The 15,723-nt window shown below is 65.4% G+C and carries 17 protein-coding genes; 7 read left to right on the top strand and 10 right to left on the bottom strand.

What is annotated here, in order from left to right:
• Window positions 1-58: 58 nt before the first annotated feature.
• The gene (locus E4487_RS10360; protein WP_047585580.1) at window positions 59-949 is read right to left on the bottom strand and encodes a LysR family transcriptional regulator; all 891 of its coding nucleotides are present in this window, start codon (window positions 947-949) and stop codon (window positions 59-61) included.
• Between the two features lie 119 nt (window positions 950-1,068).
• Here E4487_RS10360 and lysM point away from each other — a divergent pair, with 119 nt between their 5' ends.
• Complete coding sequence (gene lysM, locus E4487_RS10355) at window positions 1,069-1,503, top strand: peptidoglycan-binding protein LysM (RefSeq protein WP_037050164.1); 435 nt, start codon at window positions 1,069-1,071, stop codon at window positions 1,501-1,503.
• 65 nt (window positions 1,504-1,568) lie between these two features.
• Here the strand turns inward: lysM and yrfG are convergent, their stop codons facing one another.
• A complete protein-coding gene (gene yrfG / locus E4487_RS10350; protein WP_037050285.1) occupies window positions 1,569-2,231 on the bottom strand; it encodes a GMP/IMP nucleotidase in 663 nt (220 codons plus the stop codon).
• Between the two features lie 119 nt (window positions 2,232-2,350).
• Between yrfG and nudE the strand changes: the two genes are divergently transcribed.
• Both nudE and cysQ read left to right on the top strand, forming a co-directional pair.
• On the top strand, window positions 2,351-2,917 hold the full coding sequence (gene nudE / locus E4487_RS10345) for an ADP compounds hydrolase NudE (protein WP_037050162.1): 567 nt from the start codon (window positions 2,351-2,353) through the stop codon (window positions 2,915-2,917).
• A complete protein-coding gene (gene cysQ / locus E4487_RS10340) occupies window positions 2,914-3,738 on the top strand; it encodes a 3'(2'),5'-bisphosphate nucleotidase CysQ (RefSeq protein ID WP_175253287.1) in 825 nt (274 codons plus the stop codon). Before nudE ends, cysQ begins: the two co-directional genes overlap by 4 nt.
• A 118-nt stretch (window positions 3,739-3,856) precedes the next feature.
• Here cysQ and E4487_RS10335 read toward each other — a convergent pair whose 3' ends face one another.
• The 8 genes from E4487_RS10335 to gshB all read right to left on the bottom strand — a co-directional run bounded on the left by E4487_RS10335 (window position 3,857) and on the right by gshB (window position 11,911).
• Entirely contained in the window at window positions 3,857-5,764 is a 1,908-nt protein-coding gene (locus tag E4487_RS10335) for a beta-ketoacyl synthase (protein ID WP_175253286.1), read from the bottom strand.
• Window positions 5,765-6,024: 260 nt separating this feature from the next.
• Window positions 6,025-7,296 carry a dihydroorotase gene (locus tag E4487_RS10330; protein WP_175253285.1) on the bottom strand — a complete coding sequence of 424 codons (1,272 nt, stop codon included), beginning with the start codon at window positions 7,294-7,296 and terminating at the stop codon, window positions 6,025-6,027.
• Window positions 7,296-8,303: an aspartate carbamoyltransferase catalytic subunit gene (locus E4487_RS10325; RefSeq protein WP_037050152.1), complete on the bottom strand. Its 1,008-nt coding sequence runs from the start codon at window positions 8,301-8,303 to the stop codon at window positions 7,296-7,298. The genes E4487_RS10330 and E4487_RS10325 overlap by 1 nt, the downstream gene beginning before the upstream one ends.
• A 10-nt stretch (window positions 8,304-8,313) precedes the next feature.
• Window positions 8,314-8,817, bottom strand: coding sequence for a bifunctional pyr operon transcriptional regulator/uracil phosphoribosyltransferase PyrR (gene pyrR, locus E4487_RS10320; RefSeq protein WP_134678176.1), 504 nt, complete (start codon window positions 8,815-8,817; stop codon window positions 8,314-8,316).
• 73 nt (window positions 8,818-8,890) lie between these two features.
• Complete coding sequence (gene ruvX, locus E4487_RS10315; RefSeq protein WP_134678179.1) at window positions 8,891-9,328, bottom strand: Holliday junction resolvase RuvX; 438 nt, start codon at window positions 9,326-9,328, stop codon at window positions 8,891-8,893.
• The gene (locus tag E4487_RS10310; protein ID WP_037050146.1) at window positions 9,325-9,894 is read right to left on the bottom strand and encodes a YqgE/AlgH family protein; all 570 of its coding nucleotides are present in this window, start codon (window positions 9,892-9,894) and stop codon (window positions 9,325-9,327) included. Before E4487_RS10310 ends, ruvX begins: the two co-directional genes overlap by 4 nt.
• 75 nt (window positions 9,895-9,969) lie before the next feature.
• On the bottom strand, window positions 9,970-10,866 hold the full coding sequence (locus tag E4487_RS10305) for an energy transducer TonB (RefSeq protein WP_175253284.1): 897 nt from the start codon (window positions 10,864-10,866) through the stop codon (window positions 9,970-9,972).
• A gap of 88 nt (window positions 10,867-10,954) precedes the next feature.
• Window positions 10,955-11,911 (bottom strand): glutathione synthase, encoded by a 957-nt coding sequence (gene gshB, locus E4487_RS10300; RefSeq protein WP_175253283.1) that lies wholly within the window; start codon window positions 11,909-11,911, stop codon window positions 10,955-10,957.
• 241 nt (window positions 11,912-12,152) lie between these two features.
• Between gshB and pilG the strand changes: the two genes are divergently transcribed.
• From pilG to E4487_RS10280, 4 genes are all read left to right on the top strand, one after another.
• Window positions 12,153-12,560, top strand: a complete 408-nt coding sequence (gene pilG / locus E4487_RS10295; protein ID WP_003458788.1) for a twitching motility response regulator PilG — start codon at window positions 12,153-12,155, stop codon at window positions 12,558-12,560.
• Window positions 12,561-12,607: 47 nt separating this feature from the next.
• Entirely contained in the window at window positions 12,608-12,973 is a 366-nt protein-coding gene (gene pilH / locus E4487_RS10290; protein WP_004373130.1) for a twitching motility response regulator PilH, read from the top strand.
• 44 nt (window positions 12,974-13,017) lie between these two features.
• Entirely contained in the window at window positions 13,018-13,554 is a 537-nt protein-coding gene (locus E4487_RS10285) for a chemotaxis protein CheW (protein WP_037050140.1), read from the top strand.
• 84 nt (window positions 13,555-13,638) lie between these two features.
• Window positions 13,639-15,675, top strand: a complete 2,037-nt coding sequence (locus tag E4487_RS10280; protein WP_037050137.1) for a methyl-accepting chemotaxis protein — start codon at window positions 13,639-13,641, stop codon at window positions 15,673-15,675.
• Window positions 15,676-15,723 lie beyond the last annotated feature (48 nt).

Here is a 15,723-nt window from a genome sequence, read left to right as displayed (position 1 = left end):
CTAGGCTCATGGACGAGGAGCGTCTAATCGTTGGCTTTGATACCTTGATCGAGCGTATCTATCGTGGTGTTTGCAGCCAGTCCCGGGCCTCTTCGAAACAGGCCTGGGCCAGGGGCGAGCCTGGCGCGCTGCGGCGCATGATCAGGCCCTGCGGGGCCAGGGTGTGGGCATCTTCGATGGGCAGCAGGCGCAGATGGCCTTCGGCCGGGGTGCCGTCTATCGGCAATGGCATGATGCAGCAGCACAGCCCGGCGCTGACGGCTTGGGTGAGGTGATGGACGGCGTCGGCTTCCACGCGCACCTGCGGGCTCAGGCCACGGGCGCGGAAGCTGTGGTCGATGGATTGGCGGAAGTGCATGCCGGTCGACAGCAGCCCCAGGGGTAGGCCGGCCAGTTGCTCCCAGCGCAGGCTGCTGCTGGCGAAGTGAAAATGGCGCTGGTCGTAGAGCAGGCCCATGCGGGCTTCGGCCAGCTCCAGGCCGGCGAAGTGTTCGCGGTCCAGGCGGTCGAGATAGGACAGGCCCAGGTCGAGCTGATTGCGCGCCAGCTGTTCGAGAATCTGTTCGCTGCTCAACGCCTGCAACTGGAAGCGCAGGCCCGGATGACGGGCGGCGAACAGGCCGATCAGGCGCATCGGGTCGAAGCTGGCCAGCGGCACGACGCCCAGGCGCAGGGTACCCACCAGGTGACCACGACAGGCCGCCGCTTCCGCGAGCAGGCCATCCTGGGCTGCCAGCAGGCTGCGTGCCCAGGCCAGGATGCGTTCGCCTTCGGCGCTGAACCCTTCGAAACGCTGGCCGCGACGCACCAGCTCCAGGCCCAGCTCGTCCTCCAGCTGGCGCAGGCGCATGGACAGCGTCGGCTGGGTCACGTGGCAGCGCGCGGCCGCCTGACCGAAGTGGCGTGTTTCGTCGAGGGCGACGAGAAATTTCAGTTGCTTGATATCCATGGGAACTCCTGGTCTGGGCGGATTCTAATGTGCGCGGGCCAATCCGGGGCGTCTGCTGAACTAGACTTTGCGCTCCGGGAGCTGTGCCCGGTCATCCACAAGGAAAGAGAGGAATTGCCATGAGTCTGTTTGCCTTTGTCAAAGATGCTGGGGTCAAGCTGTGGGAGTCACTGGTGGGGCAGGAGGCGCAGGCCGCCGAATCGCTCAAGGAACATGTTGCCAAGGTCGGCCTGGGCAACCCGAATATCGACGTCAGCGTCGAAGGTGACAAGGTCATCGCGCGCGGCGAGGTGGCCACCCAGGAAGAGAAGGAGAAAATCCTGCTGGCTCTGGGCAACGTGGCTGGCGTCGGTGAGGTCGAGGATCAGATCAGCGTGACCACACCGGCCCCAGCCGCGCGTTTCGTCACCGTGAAGAAGGGCGACACCCTGAGCGCCATCGCCAAGAGCGAGTACGGCAACGCCAACGCCTACATGAAAATCTTCGAAGCCAACAAACCGATGCTCAGCCATCCGGACAAGATCTATCCGGGCCAGGTGTTGCGCATCCCCTAGGGCGCAGCCCGCTTCTCGCCGCCGGCTTCGGCGGTCTCGGGTGGAAAGCCTTCGCGGTTTCCACCCTACAGCCCCCGCAGCAGCTCGCGGTAGTCCTCCACGGCGGCGAACTCTTCGCTGTCCTTGGGGCCGGCCTGGCTGTCCGGCTGGCGCACGGCGAGCAACTGGGCGACGCCGAAGCGCCCGGCGCTGCGCAGGATCGGCAGGCTGTCGTCGATGAACAGGCTGCGTGCCGGATCGAAGTCGACGTCCTGGCGCAGGGCGAACCAGAACTGCTGGTCTTCCTTGGGATAGCCGTAGTCGTGTGAGCTGATCAGGCGTTCGAACCAGGTCGCCAGTTCCACGCGCTCCATCTTCAGCGACAGCGAATCGCGGTGTGCATTGGTGATCAGCACCACGCGCTTGCCGGCGTCGCGCAGCGCGCGCAGGAACAGCTCGGCATCCGGGCGCAGGGCGATCAGGTGGGCGACCTCGCGTTTGAGATCGCGGATCGACAGGCGCAGTTCGCGACTCCAGAAGTCGGTGCAGTACCAGTTCAGCGTGCCGGCATGTTCGCGAAACAGCGGCAGCAGTTCGGCCTCGGCCAGCGCCAGGCTGATGCCGTGGTGCTCGGCATAGCGCCGTGGCAGATGGCTCAGCCAGAAGTGGTTGTCGAAGTGCAGGTCGAGCAGGGTGCCGTCCATGTCGAGCAGGACGGTGTCGATCTGGTGCCAGGGCAGTGCGGGCATGCTGGCCTCGTGCAAAGAGTGAATCCGTCGACCTGTTTCGCCTTGATGCAATCTCGGCCAGGGACAATGACAAAAGCCGCTGTATGATAACCGACCAGGTCACGCCAAGGAGTCAGCCCATGCGTCAGAAGCCCACGGTACTCGCCCGTGAAATAGTCGCCAGCAGTCGTCTGTTTCGTGTCGAGGAAGTGCAGTTGCGCTTCTCCAACGGCGCGGAGCGCACCTACGAACGTCTGGTCGGCAAGGGCTCGGGCTATGGTGCGGTGATGGTGGTGGCGATGCTCGATGCCGAGCATGCGGTGCTGGTGGAGGAATACTGCGGCGGCACCGACGACTACCAGCTGTCGTTGCCCAAGGGCCTGATCGAACCGGGTGAGGACGTGCTGGTGGCGGCCAACCGCGAGCTCAAGGAGGAGGCGGGCTTCGGCGCCCACGAGCTGGAATACATCACCGAGCTGAGCCTGTCCCCCGGCTACATGAGTCAGAAGATCCAGGTGGTGCTGGCGCGCAACCTGTTCGAGGAGCGCCTGCCCGGTGACGAGCCGGAGCCGATGCGGGTGGACCGCATCAGCCTGCGCGAGCTGTCGAGCCTGGCCCGGCATGAGCAGTTCAGCGAGGGGCGTGCCCTGGCGGCGCTATACCTGGTGCGTGATCTGTTGAGCGCACGCGGGGAGTTCAGCCTGTGAGCCATCCTCTCGTTCCGCGGGTGATCGAACTGGTGCGCGCCGCCGGTGCGGCGACCCTGCCGTACTGGCGCAGTGGCGTCGCGGTGACGGAGAAGGCCGATGCCTCGCCGGTGACCGCTGCCGACCTGGCCGCGCACCACATTCTCGCCGACGGACTGAAGGCCCTGGCGCCGGACATTCCGGTGCTGTCCGAGGAAGCCGCCGACATCCCCCTGAGCGAGCGCTCGGCCTGGACGCGCTGGTGGCTGGTCGATCCGCTGGACGGCACCAAGGAGTTCATCGCCGGTTCGGAGGAGTTCACCGTCAATGTCGCGCTGATCGAGCAGGGCCGCGTGGTGTTCGGCGTGGTCGGCATCCCGGCCAATGGCCGCTGCTACCACGGCGGTACCGGCCTGGGTGCCTGGCGCAGCGACGTGGCGGGTGACGAGCGCCCGATCAGCGTTCGCCTGACGCCGGCACGGGGCTTTACCCTGGTGGCCAGCAAGCGCCATTCGAGCCCGGCACAGGAAACCTTGCTCGCGGGCTTGACCGCCCGTTTCGGCGCGCCGCTGCTGGCCAATATCGGCAGCTCGCTGAAGTTCTGCCTGCTGGCCGAAGGCGACGCTGATTGCTACCCACGCCTGGCGCCCACCTCGCAGTGGGACACGGCGGCAGCGCAGGGCGTGCTGGAGGGGGCAGGGGGCGAGGTGCTTGATCTGGCCGGCGAGGCACTGACCTACGACGCGCGTGAGTCCTTCCTCAACCCGTCGTTCCTGGCGCTGCCGGCCGCAGCCGAGTGGCGCGGCGAGCTGATCGAGCTGGCGCGCGATCTGGAAGGTTGAGGCATTTTCTGCGGGGGTGGCGGGTTGCACCCGCCCTACCTGAGGCCGCAGGGTGTGGCCGTGGGAGGCGCTTCAGCGGCGACTTGCGCGGCGAAAGCCACTCCCCGGGGCATCATGCTCAGTCGAGCATGTCGCTGTAGCGCTCGTCCTTCCTGAACACCAGCGGCTGGTCGAAACCGGGCACCTTCACTTCGTCGCGGGTGATGGAGATCGCCTGGTCGTCGATCATGTCGTTGCCGAAGTTGTAGATGATGTCCAGCTTGCCCTGCAGTGCCTGGCTGTCGTAGGCCGCTGCGGCAGTGCGCGTGCCCTCGCGGCGCGCCAGGTAGGCGTCGAAGGCGGCCTGGCCGTGGCGTTTGCGCAGCATGCGCTCGGTCACGTGCGGAGCCAGCACCAGGGCGCTGGCGTTGTTGCCGCCGAAGCCCTTGGAGTTGATGAAGGCCACGTCCAGTGCCTGCTCGCCGACCTTGCGGTCCTCGGTGGACAGGCTCAGGTGCTTCTGGTGCACGTCGTCGGCCACCGCGTCGATGGTCTTCAGGCCGGGCACGATGCCGTACTTGAAGGCGCCGAGTGCGGCGATCACCTGGTCACCGCTGGCGGTGGCCAGGGAGTGGCCGACGAAGGCCTTCACCGCAGTGATCGGCCACTGCTCGATGCCGAAGGCCTCGGCGACGCGGTCGAGGATTTCCGACTCGGTGACGCGGTTGGCCGGGGTGCTGGAACCGTGTGCGTGAACGAAGCTGCGCTGCTGCACGGCATCCAGCCCCAGCAGCTGCACGGCGCTGGCCACGGCCTTGGCCACGGTCAGGTAGTTGCCCGGGCCCGGGGCGGAAATCGACTTCTTGAAACCATCGGCGTTGATGAACACGTCCGGCACCGCGCCGTGGATCTCGGCACCCAGCTCCAGGGCCAGTTCGTCGTCCATCAGCACCACGAACTGGCAGGCCTCGGCCAGGGTGAAACCGCAGTTGGCGCCGAACGGGCGGCTGGCGCGGCGGAAGTCGACGCTGTCGCGGCCTTCGAGCTGGCGCAGGCCATCCTCGGTGGCCAGTGCGCCCATGGCGCCGTAGCCTTCGATGCACTCTTGGTTGATCGGTGCCTCGCTGCTGCCGACGATCACCACGCGGGCCTTGCCGCTGGCGATCTGCTCGATGCCTTTCTGCAGGTTGTAGAGGAAGGTGGCGCAGGCGCCGGTGATGCTGCCGGTGGTGCCGACGCTGCCGAGCACGTAGGCGTTGATGAAGTCGGCCGGCATGGTGTTCAGGCCCAGGGCCAGCTGTTTGGCGGTGACGCGGCCACCCTTGAGGCGCGACTGCATCATGCCGCCGAAACCGTTTTCGTCGAGCTGGCTCATGATGCAACTGGCGAACACGGCGATTTCATCCGGCGCGACGTGCTGGACGATGCGCTGCCAGTCGATACCCACCGAACGCAGCGCGTCGGTGACGCCGACCACGGTCATGGCCAGGCCGCGCGGGTGGAAGCGCGAGTTGTACAGTTCGCTCGGCTCGAAGCCGGTGGGCAGTTGTCCGGCGGATTTCACGGCCAGCGGGCGGTAGCTGTCGACCTTGAATTCGCAGCTGTCGTGCAGGGTGACGCGTACGTCGTTGCCGTCGAGCGCTTCCAGCGACCAGTTGGCCGGCAAGGGTTCGGGCAGCTGCTTGCGCTGGGTGACGAAGCTCAGGGCCGTGCCGTTGGCAGGCGCGATGCCGATGTTCTTGTGCCAGTGGGCGGCATCCGGATCGAGGTGCTGCTTCTCGATACGGCGGACCAGCGTGCCGGCGAGGATCTGCTCGGCGTAGCGGCTTTCGATGTCTGCCAGGCTCAGTGGCTGGCCGTCCTGGTCCCGGTACTGGCCGTCGACCACGCGCACCAGTTTCATCATCTGCGCCAGACCGGCCAGCGTCTCCTGGCGGGCCTGGGGCTGCAGCGACTCTTGTACGGTGCGACGGAAACCATGGTGGAAGGAGCTGCGCCCGGCTGCGTTGTAACCCCCAAAACCCACGATCACAGGTAAGCGCGACATAACTCAAAAGCTCCTGAACAAGGCCAGCGCGACGCCAGGCCGGCGCCTTGGGCGCGGGCGGGAGTCATAGGGCGGTGGCGTTTGGAAAATCTCGGCTGCCTAACCTGACGTGGATCATGACTGTCGAGTCACTCATTCGTCCAATGTCGTGGCGCGGGCAAGGCATGTCGCGGATGAGACAGGCCGTGTTCAGGGCGATGCGTGGGAGGCGGGGTGCGCCCCGCGAGACGCGCGCCCGCCGGGTGGCGGGCGCGGAGGGCTCAGCTCTGGTAGCTGATGTGACCATCGACCAGCGTATAGCGCACTGCCGCAGGCAGGCTGTGGTCGAGGAAGGGGCAGTTCCTGCCCTTGGAGTACCAGCGCTCGCCAGCCAGGGTCGAGGCCTGAGGGTCGAACAGCACGATATCCGCGGCGCTGCCGACGGCCAGTTGCCCGGCAGGCAGGCGCAGTGCGCTGGCCGGTCCGCTGGACAGGCGTGCGAGCAGTGTCGGCAGGTCCAGCAGGCCATCCTGCACCAGCGTCATGGCCAGCGGCAGCAGCAGTTGCACGCTGCTGATGCCCGGCTCGGTGGCGGCGAAGGGCGCCAGCTTGGCATCGCGCTCGTGTGGCTGGTGATGGCTGGCGATGGCGGAGATCACGCCGGCCTTGAGCGCCTCGCGCAGGCCGTCGCGGTCCTTGCCGGAACGCAGCGGCGGTTGCACGTGGTAGAGGCTGGAGAAGTCGATCAGTGCCTCGTCGGTCAACAGCAGCTGGTACAGCGCCACGTCCGCCGTCACCGGCAGGCCACGGGCCTGGGCGGCGGCGATCAGCTCGGCGCCACGGGCGCTGGTGATCTGGCTGAAGTGCGCGCGCACGCCGCTCTGTTCCACCAGCAGCAGATCGCGGGCCAGGGCCACGGTTTCGGCGCTTTCCGGGATGCCGGCCAGGCCGAGGAAACTGGCGGTGGGGCCCTCGTGGGCCAGGCCGCCTTCGGCCAGGTCGAAGTCCTGCGAGTGGAAGATCACCTGCAGGTCGAAGGTCGCGGCGTATTCCAGTGCGCGGCGCAGGGTGCGGCTGTTGCGGAAGTTGTCCAGGCCGTTGCCGAAGGCCACGCAGCCGGTGTCGCGCAGGGCCACCAGCTCCGCCAGCTGTTCACCGGCCAGGTTCTTGCTCAGCGCGCCGATGGGGAACACCTTGGTGTGCCCGGCCTCGCGGGCGCGGTCGAGAATCAGCTCGGCCACCGCCGGGGTGTCCAGCACGGGTTTGGTGAACGGCGGGCAGCACAGGCTGGTGACGCCGCCGGCAGCCGCTGCCAGGGTCTCGGTGGCGATGCTGCCCTTGCGGCTGTAGCCGGGCTCGCGCAGCGCCACGGACAGGTCGACCAGGCCGGGGGCGGCGACCAGTCCCTGGGCGTCGAGGGTCTTGTCGGCAGTGAAGCCGGCGGGCGTCTGGCCAATGGCGGCCAGCTTGCCACGGTCGAGGTACAGGTCGCTGACCCGATCCAGGCCGCTGCTGGGATCGATCACACGGGCGCCGAGGATTGCGGTACGCATCAGTTGGCCTCCTCGGCGTTGAGTTGACGTTGCGCGTTCTGCCCGCTCATGGCCATGGACAGCACGGCCATGCGGATGGCGATGCCGTAGGTGACCTGGTTGAGAATCACCGATTGCGGGCCGTCGGCCACCGCCGACTCGATCTCCACGCCGCGGTTGATCGGTCCCGGGTGCATCACCAGGGCATCGGGCCTAGCCAGGGCCAGGCGCTGCTCGGTCAGGCCGAACAGGCGGTAGAACTCGCCTTCGCTGGGCAGCAGACCGCCCTGCATGCGTTCGCGCTGCAGGCGCAGCATGATCACCACGTCGACGTCCTTGAGGCCTTCGTCGGCATCGCTGAACACGCGCACGCCGTAGCTCTCCTCCAGGCCGATGGGCAGCAGGGTCTTCGGCGCGATCACGCGGATGTCCGGGCAGCCCAGGGTCTTCAGGGCGAGCATGTTGGAGCGCGCCACCCGCGAATGCAGGATGTCGCCGACGATGGCCACCGAAAGGTTCTCGAAGCTGCCCTTGTGCCGGCGAATGGTGAGCATGTCGAGCATGCCCTGGGTCGGGTGGGCGTGACGGCCGTCACCGCCGTTGATGATCGCCAGGTTCGGGCACACGTGCTCGGCGATGAAGTGAGCGGCACCGGAGTCGGAGTGGCGCACGACGAAGATGTCGGCGGCCATGGCCTCGAGGTTGCGCAGGGTGTCGAACAGGGTTTCGCCCTTGCTGGTCGAGCTGGTCGACACATTGAGGCTGATGACGTCAGCCGACAGGCGCTGGGCGGCCAGTTCGAAGGTGGTGCGGGTGCGCGTGGAGTTCTCGAAGAACACGTTGCACACGGTCTTGCCGCGCAGCAGCGGGACCTTCTTCACCGCACGCGCGCCGACCTCGAGGAAGGAGTCGGCGGTGTCGAGGATTTCGGTCAGCAGCTCGCGGGGCAAACCGTCGAGCGAGAGGAAATGGCACAGCTGGCCTTGGTCATTGAGCTGCAGCGGGCGCTTGGCGGCGAGTGGCGTCATCGCGGGGGTCTCAGTTGGCGAGCGTCTGGAGTTCGAGGGTCAGGGGCGTGGGGCCGGACAATTTTACCCGCTCGTTGGCCGCCAGTGACAGGGTGGCGCCGACCACATCGGGGCGAATCGGCAGTTCACGGGCGTTGAGGTCGAGCAGGCTGACCAGGGTCACGCTGGCCGGGCGGCCGTAATCGAACAGTTCGTTCAGGGCGGCGCGGATGGTGCGACCGCTCATCAGCACGTCGTCGATCAGCACCAGGTGCTGGCCTTCGATCTCGAATGGCAGCTCCGAGGGCTGTACCTGCGGGTGCAGGCCGTTCTGGGTGAAGTCGTCGCGGTAGAAGGAGACGTCGAGGATGCCCAGCGCGTCCTCGCGGCCGAGTGCCTGGAGCAGGGCCTGGGCGACCCAGACGCCGCCAGTGCGGATGCCGATGAAGCGTGGCTCGCTGATCTGCCGCTGGTTGAGGTGCTGGGTCAGGGCGCTGGCCATGGCCGGCAGCAGGTCGTTGGGGTTCGGTAGCATGGCGAAACTCCTTGATTAAACGGCTGCTGAGAGCGTGAGCGAGGCTGCCGAGCGCCGGCAGCGCAACCGGTTCTCAGCCCGTGCAGTTTTCCTCCAGCCAGCCCTGCAGCAGCAGGGCGGCGGCAATGGCGTCGACGGGGCGCTCGCGGTAGCCGCCGCTCTGGCCCTCGCGCAGGCGCTGGCCCTTGGCCTCGAAGGTGGTCAGGCGCTCGTCGTGGGTGTAGGCCGGCAGGTTGAAGCGGCCGTTGAGGCGGCGCGCGAACTTTTCCGCACGGGCGCTCATCTCGCTGGGCGTGCCGTCCATGTTCAGCGGCAGGCCGACCACCACGGCGTCGGGCTGCCACTCCTTGATCAATGCTTCCACGCGGTTCCAGTCCGGCACACCGTTCTGGGCCTTGAGCACGCACAGTTCACGGGCCTGGCCGGTGATCATCTGGCCGACGGCGACGCCGATCTGCTTGCTGCCGTAGTCGAAGCCCAGCAGCAGGCGCAGTGGTTTGTCGCTCATCAGGCGTGGCCCGCCTGCGAGGTGAGCAGGCTGAGATTGACGCCCAGGCGTGCGGCGGCGGCATTCAGGCGCTGGTCGTAAGGCAGGTCGAAGAGGATGCTGCTGTCGGCCGGGCAGGTCAGCCAGGCGTTGTCGACCAGCTCGGCCTCCAGCTGCCCGGCGTCCCAGCCGGCGTAGCCCAGGGTGATCAGGTACTTGTCCGGGCCGCTGCCGTCGGCGATGGCGAAGAGCACGTCCTGCGAGGTGGACAGGCCCAGCTCGCCCAGCTCCAGGGTGGCCTGGAACTGCGGGCCGGCGGGGTGGAGGACGAAGCCACGGTCGGTCTGCACCGGGCCGCCGGCGAAGATCGGCAGGCTGTGGCACAGCGCGGCGGGCTCCTCGTCCGGGCGCAACTGCTCCAGGACGTCGGCCAGGTTGAGGCCGTTGGGCTTGTTGATCACCAGACCCATCGCGCCCTGGTCGTTGTGCTCGACCAGGTAGGTCACGGTCTGCGCGAAATTCGGATCGGCCATGTGCGGCATGGCGATCAGGAAATGGTGCTTAAGCGAGGTCGGGGCTGATGTGTTCATGGCGCCTAGTTTGGAGCGGCTGGCGACAAGCTACAAGCGCGGCCGCTCAGGCGGGTGCATCGTCCCGGCGCGGGGTCAGTTGCTCGACAGCCGGTCGCCGCGCTCGAAGCGCCAGGTGCGGATGATTTCCAGGCGGTCGATATCGGCCAGGTCACCGGTGAACGGGGCATAGGGCGCAGCCAGACGCACGATGCGCTGGGCCGCCTGGTCGAGTTCGGCATGGCCCGAGGACTCCAGTATCTGCACCTCGTAGAGACTGCCGTCGCGGTTGATCGACACCAGCAGGCGCAGGCTGCCGTAGATACGCTTGCGGCGGGCTTCATCCGGGTAGTTGAGGTTGCCGATGCGCTCGACCTTCTTGCGCCACTCGTCCTTGTACCAGGCGCCCTTGTCGCGCATGGTCGAGGCGGCGTTGAGGCGATGGATCTTCGGGCGTTTCGCGTACTGCTGGACTTCCTGGGCCAGTTCGGCCTCGAGGCTGGCGATCTCCGCCGACAGCTGCGCGGAGTCGAAGACCGGCGCCGGGCGCGTGTCCGGCACCGGCTTGGCTTCCTCGCGCTTGACCGGGGTCTTCTGCTGTTGCGGCGCGCGCGTGGCCACCGCCGCCTTGGGCGCTTCCTGGCGGGTGGCGGGTTGCTGCGGGGTGGCCGGCGGCGTGACCTTGCGCACCTCGCTGTCCTGGAACGGCGCCTGCTCCGTGGTCTTGGGGGCGGCGACGTGTTCCAGGGTGCCGCTGCCCTGCTGGTTGTCCTGGGCGAGGAAGTCGGCCTCCTTGGGCTTTTCCTCGCTCTTGAAGGTGGACAGGGTGATTTCCAGCGTCTTGCTGATGTCCGGTGGCGACTCCAGGCCGAAGCCGATGCCGAGAATCAGTGCCACGTGCAGCGCAGCGGCGAGAAACAGGGTGAACCCCAGGCGGTCCGCCGGACGGACGGTGGCGGAGGTGGTGGGCGGTGGGGTGGCTGCTGCGTTCATCGCGTTTCGGGTCTGCTTTCGAATGTCGCGCAGTCTGCCGGGTCGGGGTGTGCGCCTGCAAGTTGCAGGCGCCAGGCTGCCACCTGCGTCAAGCTTTTAGGCCGCGTTTGCTCGCGATGCAGTCCATCAGCCGGTCGCCGATGCGGGTGTCGAAGGCCGCATCGATCTCGCGGATGCAGGTGGGGCTGGTGACGTTGATTTCCGTCAGGTGTTCGCCGATCACGTCGAGTCCGACGAAGATCAGCCTCCTGTCGCGCAGGCTCGGGCCCACTGCCGCGGCGATCTCGCGGTCACGCTCGGTCAGCGGGCGTGCCTCGCCCCGGCCACCGGCCGCGAGGTTGCCGCGGGTCTCGCCGGCGGCGGGGATACGCGCCAGGCAGTAGGGCACCGGTTCGCCGTCGATCATCAGGATGCGCTTGTCGCCTTCCTTGATGGCCGGCAGATAACCTTGCGCCATGATCTGCTGTTGGCCATGCTGAGTGAGGGTTTCCAGAATCACCGAGAGGTTGGGATCGCCCTCGCGATGGCGAAATATCTGCGATCCGCCCATGCCATCCAGGGGTTTGAGAATGATGTCACGGTGCTGTATCGCAAACTCGCGCAGAATGTCCGGGCGCCGACTGACCAGGGTCGGCGGTGTGTATTGGGGAAACAGGGTAGCGAAGAACTTTTCGTTGCAGTCGCGCAGGCTCTGAGGTCGATTCACCACCAGTACGCCGTCACGTTCGGCCTGCTCGAGCAGATAGGTGGAGTAGACGAATTCATTGTCGAAGGGCGGGTCCTTGCGCATCAGGATCACGTCCAGCTCGGCGAGCTGCATGTCCTGTTCCGTACCAAGGGTGAACCACTTTTGCGGGTCGTTGAATACTTCCAGCGGCCGCAAGCGGGCTCTGGCCTGGCCCTGGGCCTGGTAGAGATCCTGCTGTTCCATGTAGAACAGCGACCAGCCGCGTGCTTGAGCGGCCAGCAGCATGGCCAGCGAGCTGTCCTTCTTGAAGGAGATGCTGGCAATCGGATCCATGACGATCCCGAGACGAAGGCTCATGGGGAAAATCTCCGCGAGATAAAGGGTGAAAGCCGGGTTGGCCGTACCGAACAATGGCTGTCAGGGTGGCGTCGGCCGGGGCCTTGGTCAAGGGCCGGTGCTGCCCTGGCGGCCTTATAGATTGCATGTGGAGAGTGTGCTAAAAAGGCCCGACGATTGGGGCAAGACCAATCGGCGACTGGGCCTCAGGCATACTGATAACGCGAATATAACGACTCACCGAGGCGATGGTAGGGCGAACATGGAACAGCATTCCGAGGGTTTGAAAGTGATGGTGATCGACGATTCGAAGACGATTCGTCGCACCGCGGAAACTCTGCTGAAAAAAGTGGGTTGTGATGTCATCACCGCGGTCGATGGCTTCGATGCCCTGGCCAAGATTGCCGACACTCACCCGAGCATCATCTTTGTCGACATCATGATGCCGCGTCTCGATGGGTATCAGACCTGTGCCCTGATCAAGAACAACAGTGCTTTCAAGTCCACCCCGGTGATCATGCTGTCCTCCAAGGACGGTCTGTTCGACAAGGCCAAGGGGCGGATCGTCGGTTCCGATCAATATCTGACCAAGCCCTTCAGCAAAGAAGAGCTGCTCGGAGCGATCAAAGCCCACGTGCCGGACTTCACCCCGGTAGAACAAGCCTCCTGACGTGTCGGCCTGCAGGGCCGTACGCCTCTTCTGTATTGGGAAACACCATGGCTCGAATTCTGATTGTTGATGACTCACCGACCGAGATGTACAAGCTGACGGCCATGCTGGAAAAGCATGGCCATCAGGTGTTGAAGGCGGAGAACGGCGCCGATGGCGTCGCCCTGGCTCGCCAGGAGAAACCGGATGCGGTGCTGATGGACATCGTCATGCCCGGGCTCAATGGTTTCCAGGCGACTCGTCAGCTGACCAAGGACGCCGAAACCAGCCACATCCCGGTGATCATCGTCACCACCAAGGATCAGGAAACCGACAAGGTCTGGGGCAAGCGCCAAGGCGCCAAGGACTACCTGACCAAGCCGGTTGACGAAGAGACCTTGCTGAAAACCCTCAATGCGGTACTGGCCGGCTGATGCCGGGCAGGTCGCGAAGCAGATAAGAAAAGGCCAAGGCCGGCATGGCGGACGTGCAGACTCCATTCCAGATTCTCCTCGAGATCGACCAGCGTTGCCGAGCCCTGGCGGCCGGCTTGCCGTCGCAGCAGACGGCGGTGCAGACCTGGAGCGGCATCGGCTTTCGCATGGGCGAGCGATTCTTCGTTGCGCCGATGGGGGAGGTGGGTGAGGTGTTGCACGAGCCACGCTACACCCTGCTGCCGGGTGTGAAAGGCTGGGTCAAAGGGGTGGCCAACGTGCGTGGCCGCCTGTTGCCGGTGATGGACCTGTGCGGGTTCTTCGGCAGCGAACTGTCGCCGCTGCGCAAGCTGCGACGCGTGCTGGTGGTCGACCACCAGGAGATCTTCGCCGGCCTGACGGTCGACGAGGTCTTCGGCATGCAACATTTTCCCGTGGATGCGTTTTCAGAACAGCTGCCGCCTCTCGAGGCGAGCATTGCACCGTTCATTCACGGAGTCTTTCAGCGAGAACAGCCCTGGTTGGTATTCAGCCCGCATGCGTTGGCGGCCGATCAGGGGTTTCTCGATGTTGCCTACTAACAGAAATTCGGTTGGGTCGGTTCTTCCGGCCCTTTGGCGTTACATGGGAACCGTAGTGCGGTCGGTCCAGGCGGGGGCCAGATAATGAAAAAACTCAATACAGGCAATTTGTTGGTCGGGGCACGCAGCAGCACGCTGATCGCGGCGCTGTTCGTCGTGCTCATCGTCTCCATCGTGCTGTTGTTCGCGAACTTCGCCTACATCAACACCCAATCCAACTACGATACCGAGTACATCGGCCACTCCGGTGAGCTGCGCGTACTCTCCCAGCGTATCGCCAAGAACGCCACGGAGGCGGCGGCAGGTACTGCCGAGGCCTTCGGCCTGTTGCGCGATGCGCGCAACGACTTCCAGCAACGCTGGGGCTACCTGACCGACGGCGACGCCGCCAGCGGTCTGCCGCCGGCGCCCGAGGCCGTACAGCCGCAGATGGCCACGGTGCAGCAGGACTGGGACAGCCTGCGGCAGAACACCGACGCCATTCTCGCCAGTGAGCAGACCGTGCTGTCGCTGCACCAGGTAGCCGCCACCCTGGCGGAAACCATTCCGCAGCTGCAGGTCGAGTACGAGGAAGTGGTCGACATCCTGCTGGAAAGTGGTGCGCCGGCCGCGCAGGTTTCCGTGGCCCAGCGTCAGTCGCTGCTGGCAGAACGTATCCTGGGTTCGGTGAACAAGGTACTGGCGGGTGACGAAGACTCGGTACAGGCCGCTGACATGTTCGGCCGCGACGCCAGCCTGTTCGGCCGCGTACTGGCTGCGATGCTCGAGGGCAACGCGGCAATGGAAATCACCCAGGTGACCGACGAGGAGGCTCTCGAGCGTCTGGCGGAGATTTCCGAACTGTTCGAATTCGTATCCGGTTCGGTGGACGAGATTCTCGAAACCTCGCCGGAACTGTTCCAGGTGCGTGAATCGGCGAACTCCATCTTCACCGTTTCCCAGACCCTGCTGGACAAGGCATCCGATCTGGCCGGCGGCTTCGAAGACCTGGCCGACGGTCGTGCCATGAACACCCTGTTCGGCTACGTGCTGGGTGCGCTGGCGCTGGCTGCGATCATCCTCATCGGTCTGGTGATGGTGCGTGAGACCAACCGCCGTCTCGCTGAAACCGCCGAGAAGAACGAGCGTAACCAGGCGGCGATTCTGCGACTGCTCGATGAGATCGCCGACCTCGCCGACGGTGACCTGACCGTGGCCGCGACGGTAACCGAGGACTTCACCGGTGCCATCGCTGACTCCATCAACTACTCCATCGACCAGCTGCGCGACCTGGTAGCGACCATTAACCTGACCGCCGTTCAGGTAGCCGGTGCTGCCCAGGAAACCCAGGCCACGGCGATGCACCTGGCCGAGGCTTCCGAGCACCAGGCCCAGGAAATCGCCGGTGCTTCTGCGGCGATCAACGAAATGGCCGTGTCGATTGACCAGGTATCGGCGAACGCCAGCGAATCGTCCGCGGTAGCGGAACGTTCGGTAGCCATCGCCAACAAGGGTAACGAGGTCGTACACAACACCATCACCGGCATGGATAACATCCGTGAGCAGATCCAGGACACCTCGAAGCGGATCAAGCGCCTCGGTGAATCGTCCCAGGAGATCGGTGACATCGTTAGCCTGATTAACGACATTGCCGACCAGACCAACATCCTCGCACTGAACGCCGCGATCCAGGCCTCCATGGCCGGTGACGCAGGCCGAGGCTTCGCGGTGGTAGCGGACGAGGTACAGCGCCTTGCAGAACGTTCCTCTGCGGCGACCAAGCAGATCGAAGCGCTGGTGAAAACCATTCAGACCGACACCAACGAAGCCGTTATCTCCATGGAGCAGACGACCTCCGAAGTGGTGCGCGGTGCACGCCTGGCGCAGGACGCCGGTGTGGCACTGGAAGAGATCGAGAAGGTATCGAAGACCCTCGCGGCCCTCATCCAGAACATCTCCAACGCTGCCCGTCAGCAGGCCTCGTCGGCTGGTCACATCTCCAACACCATGAACGTGATTCAGGAAATCACCTCGCAGACGTCCTCGGGTACCACCGCCACCGCGAAGAGCATTGGTAACCTGGCCAAGATGGCCAGTGAGATGCGCAAGTCGGTGTCTGGCTTCACCCTCCCGGACGCCTGATAAAGGAGTGCGGAGGCTGGCTGCAGCCTCCGCGACATAGCCATGACC

The organism is Pseudomonas sp. BMW13, from assembly GCF_013357275.1.
Taxonomy (GTDB): domain Bacteria; phylum Pseudomonadota; class Gammaproteobacteria; order Pseudomonadales; family Pseudomonadaceae; genus Aquipseudomonas; species Aquipseudomonas khazarica.
The sequence above is the reverse complement of the archived record's forward strand: the minus strand, read 5'-3'. Positions and strand labels throughout refer to the sequence as shown.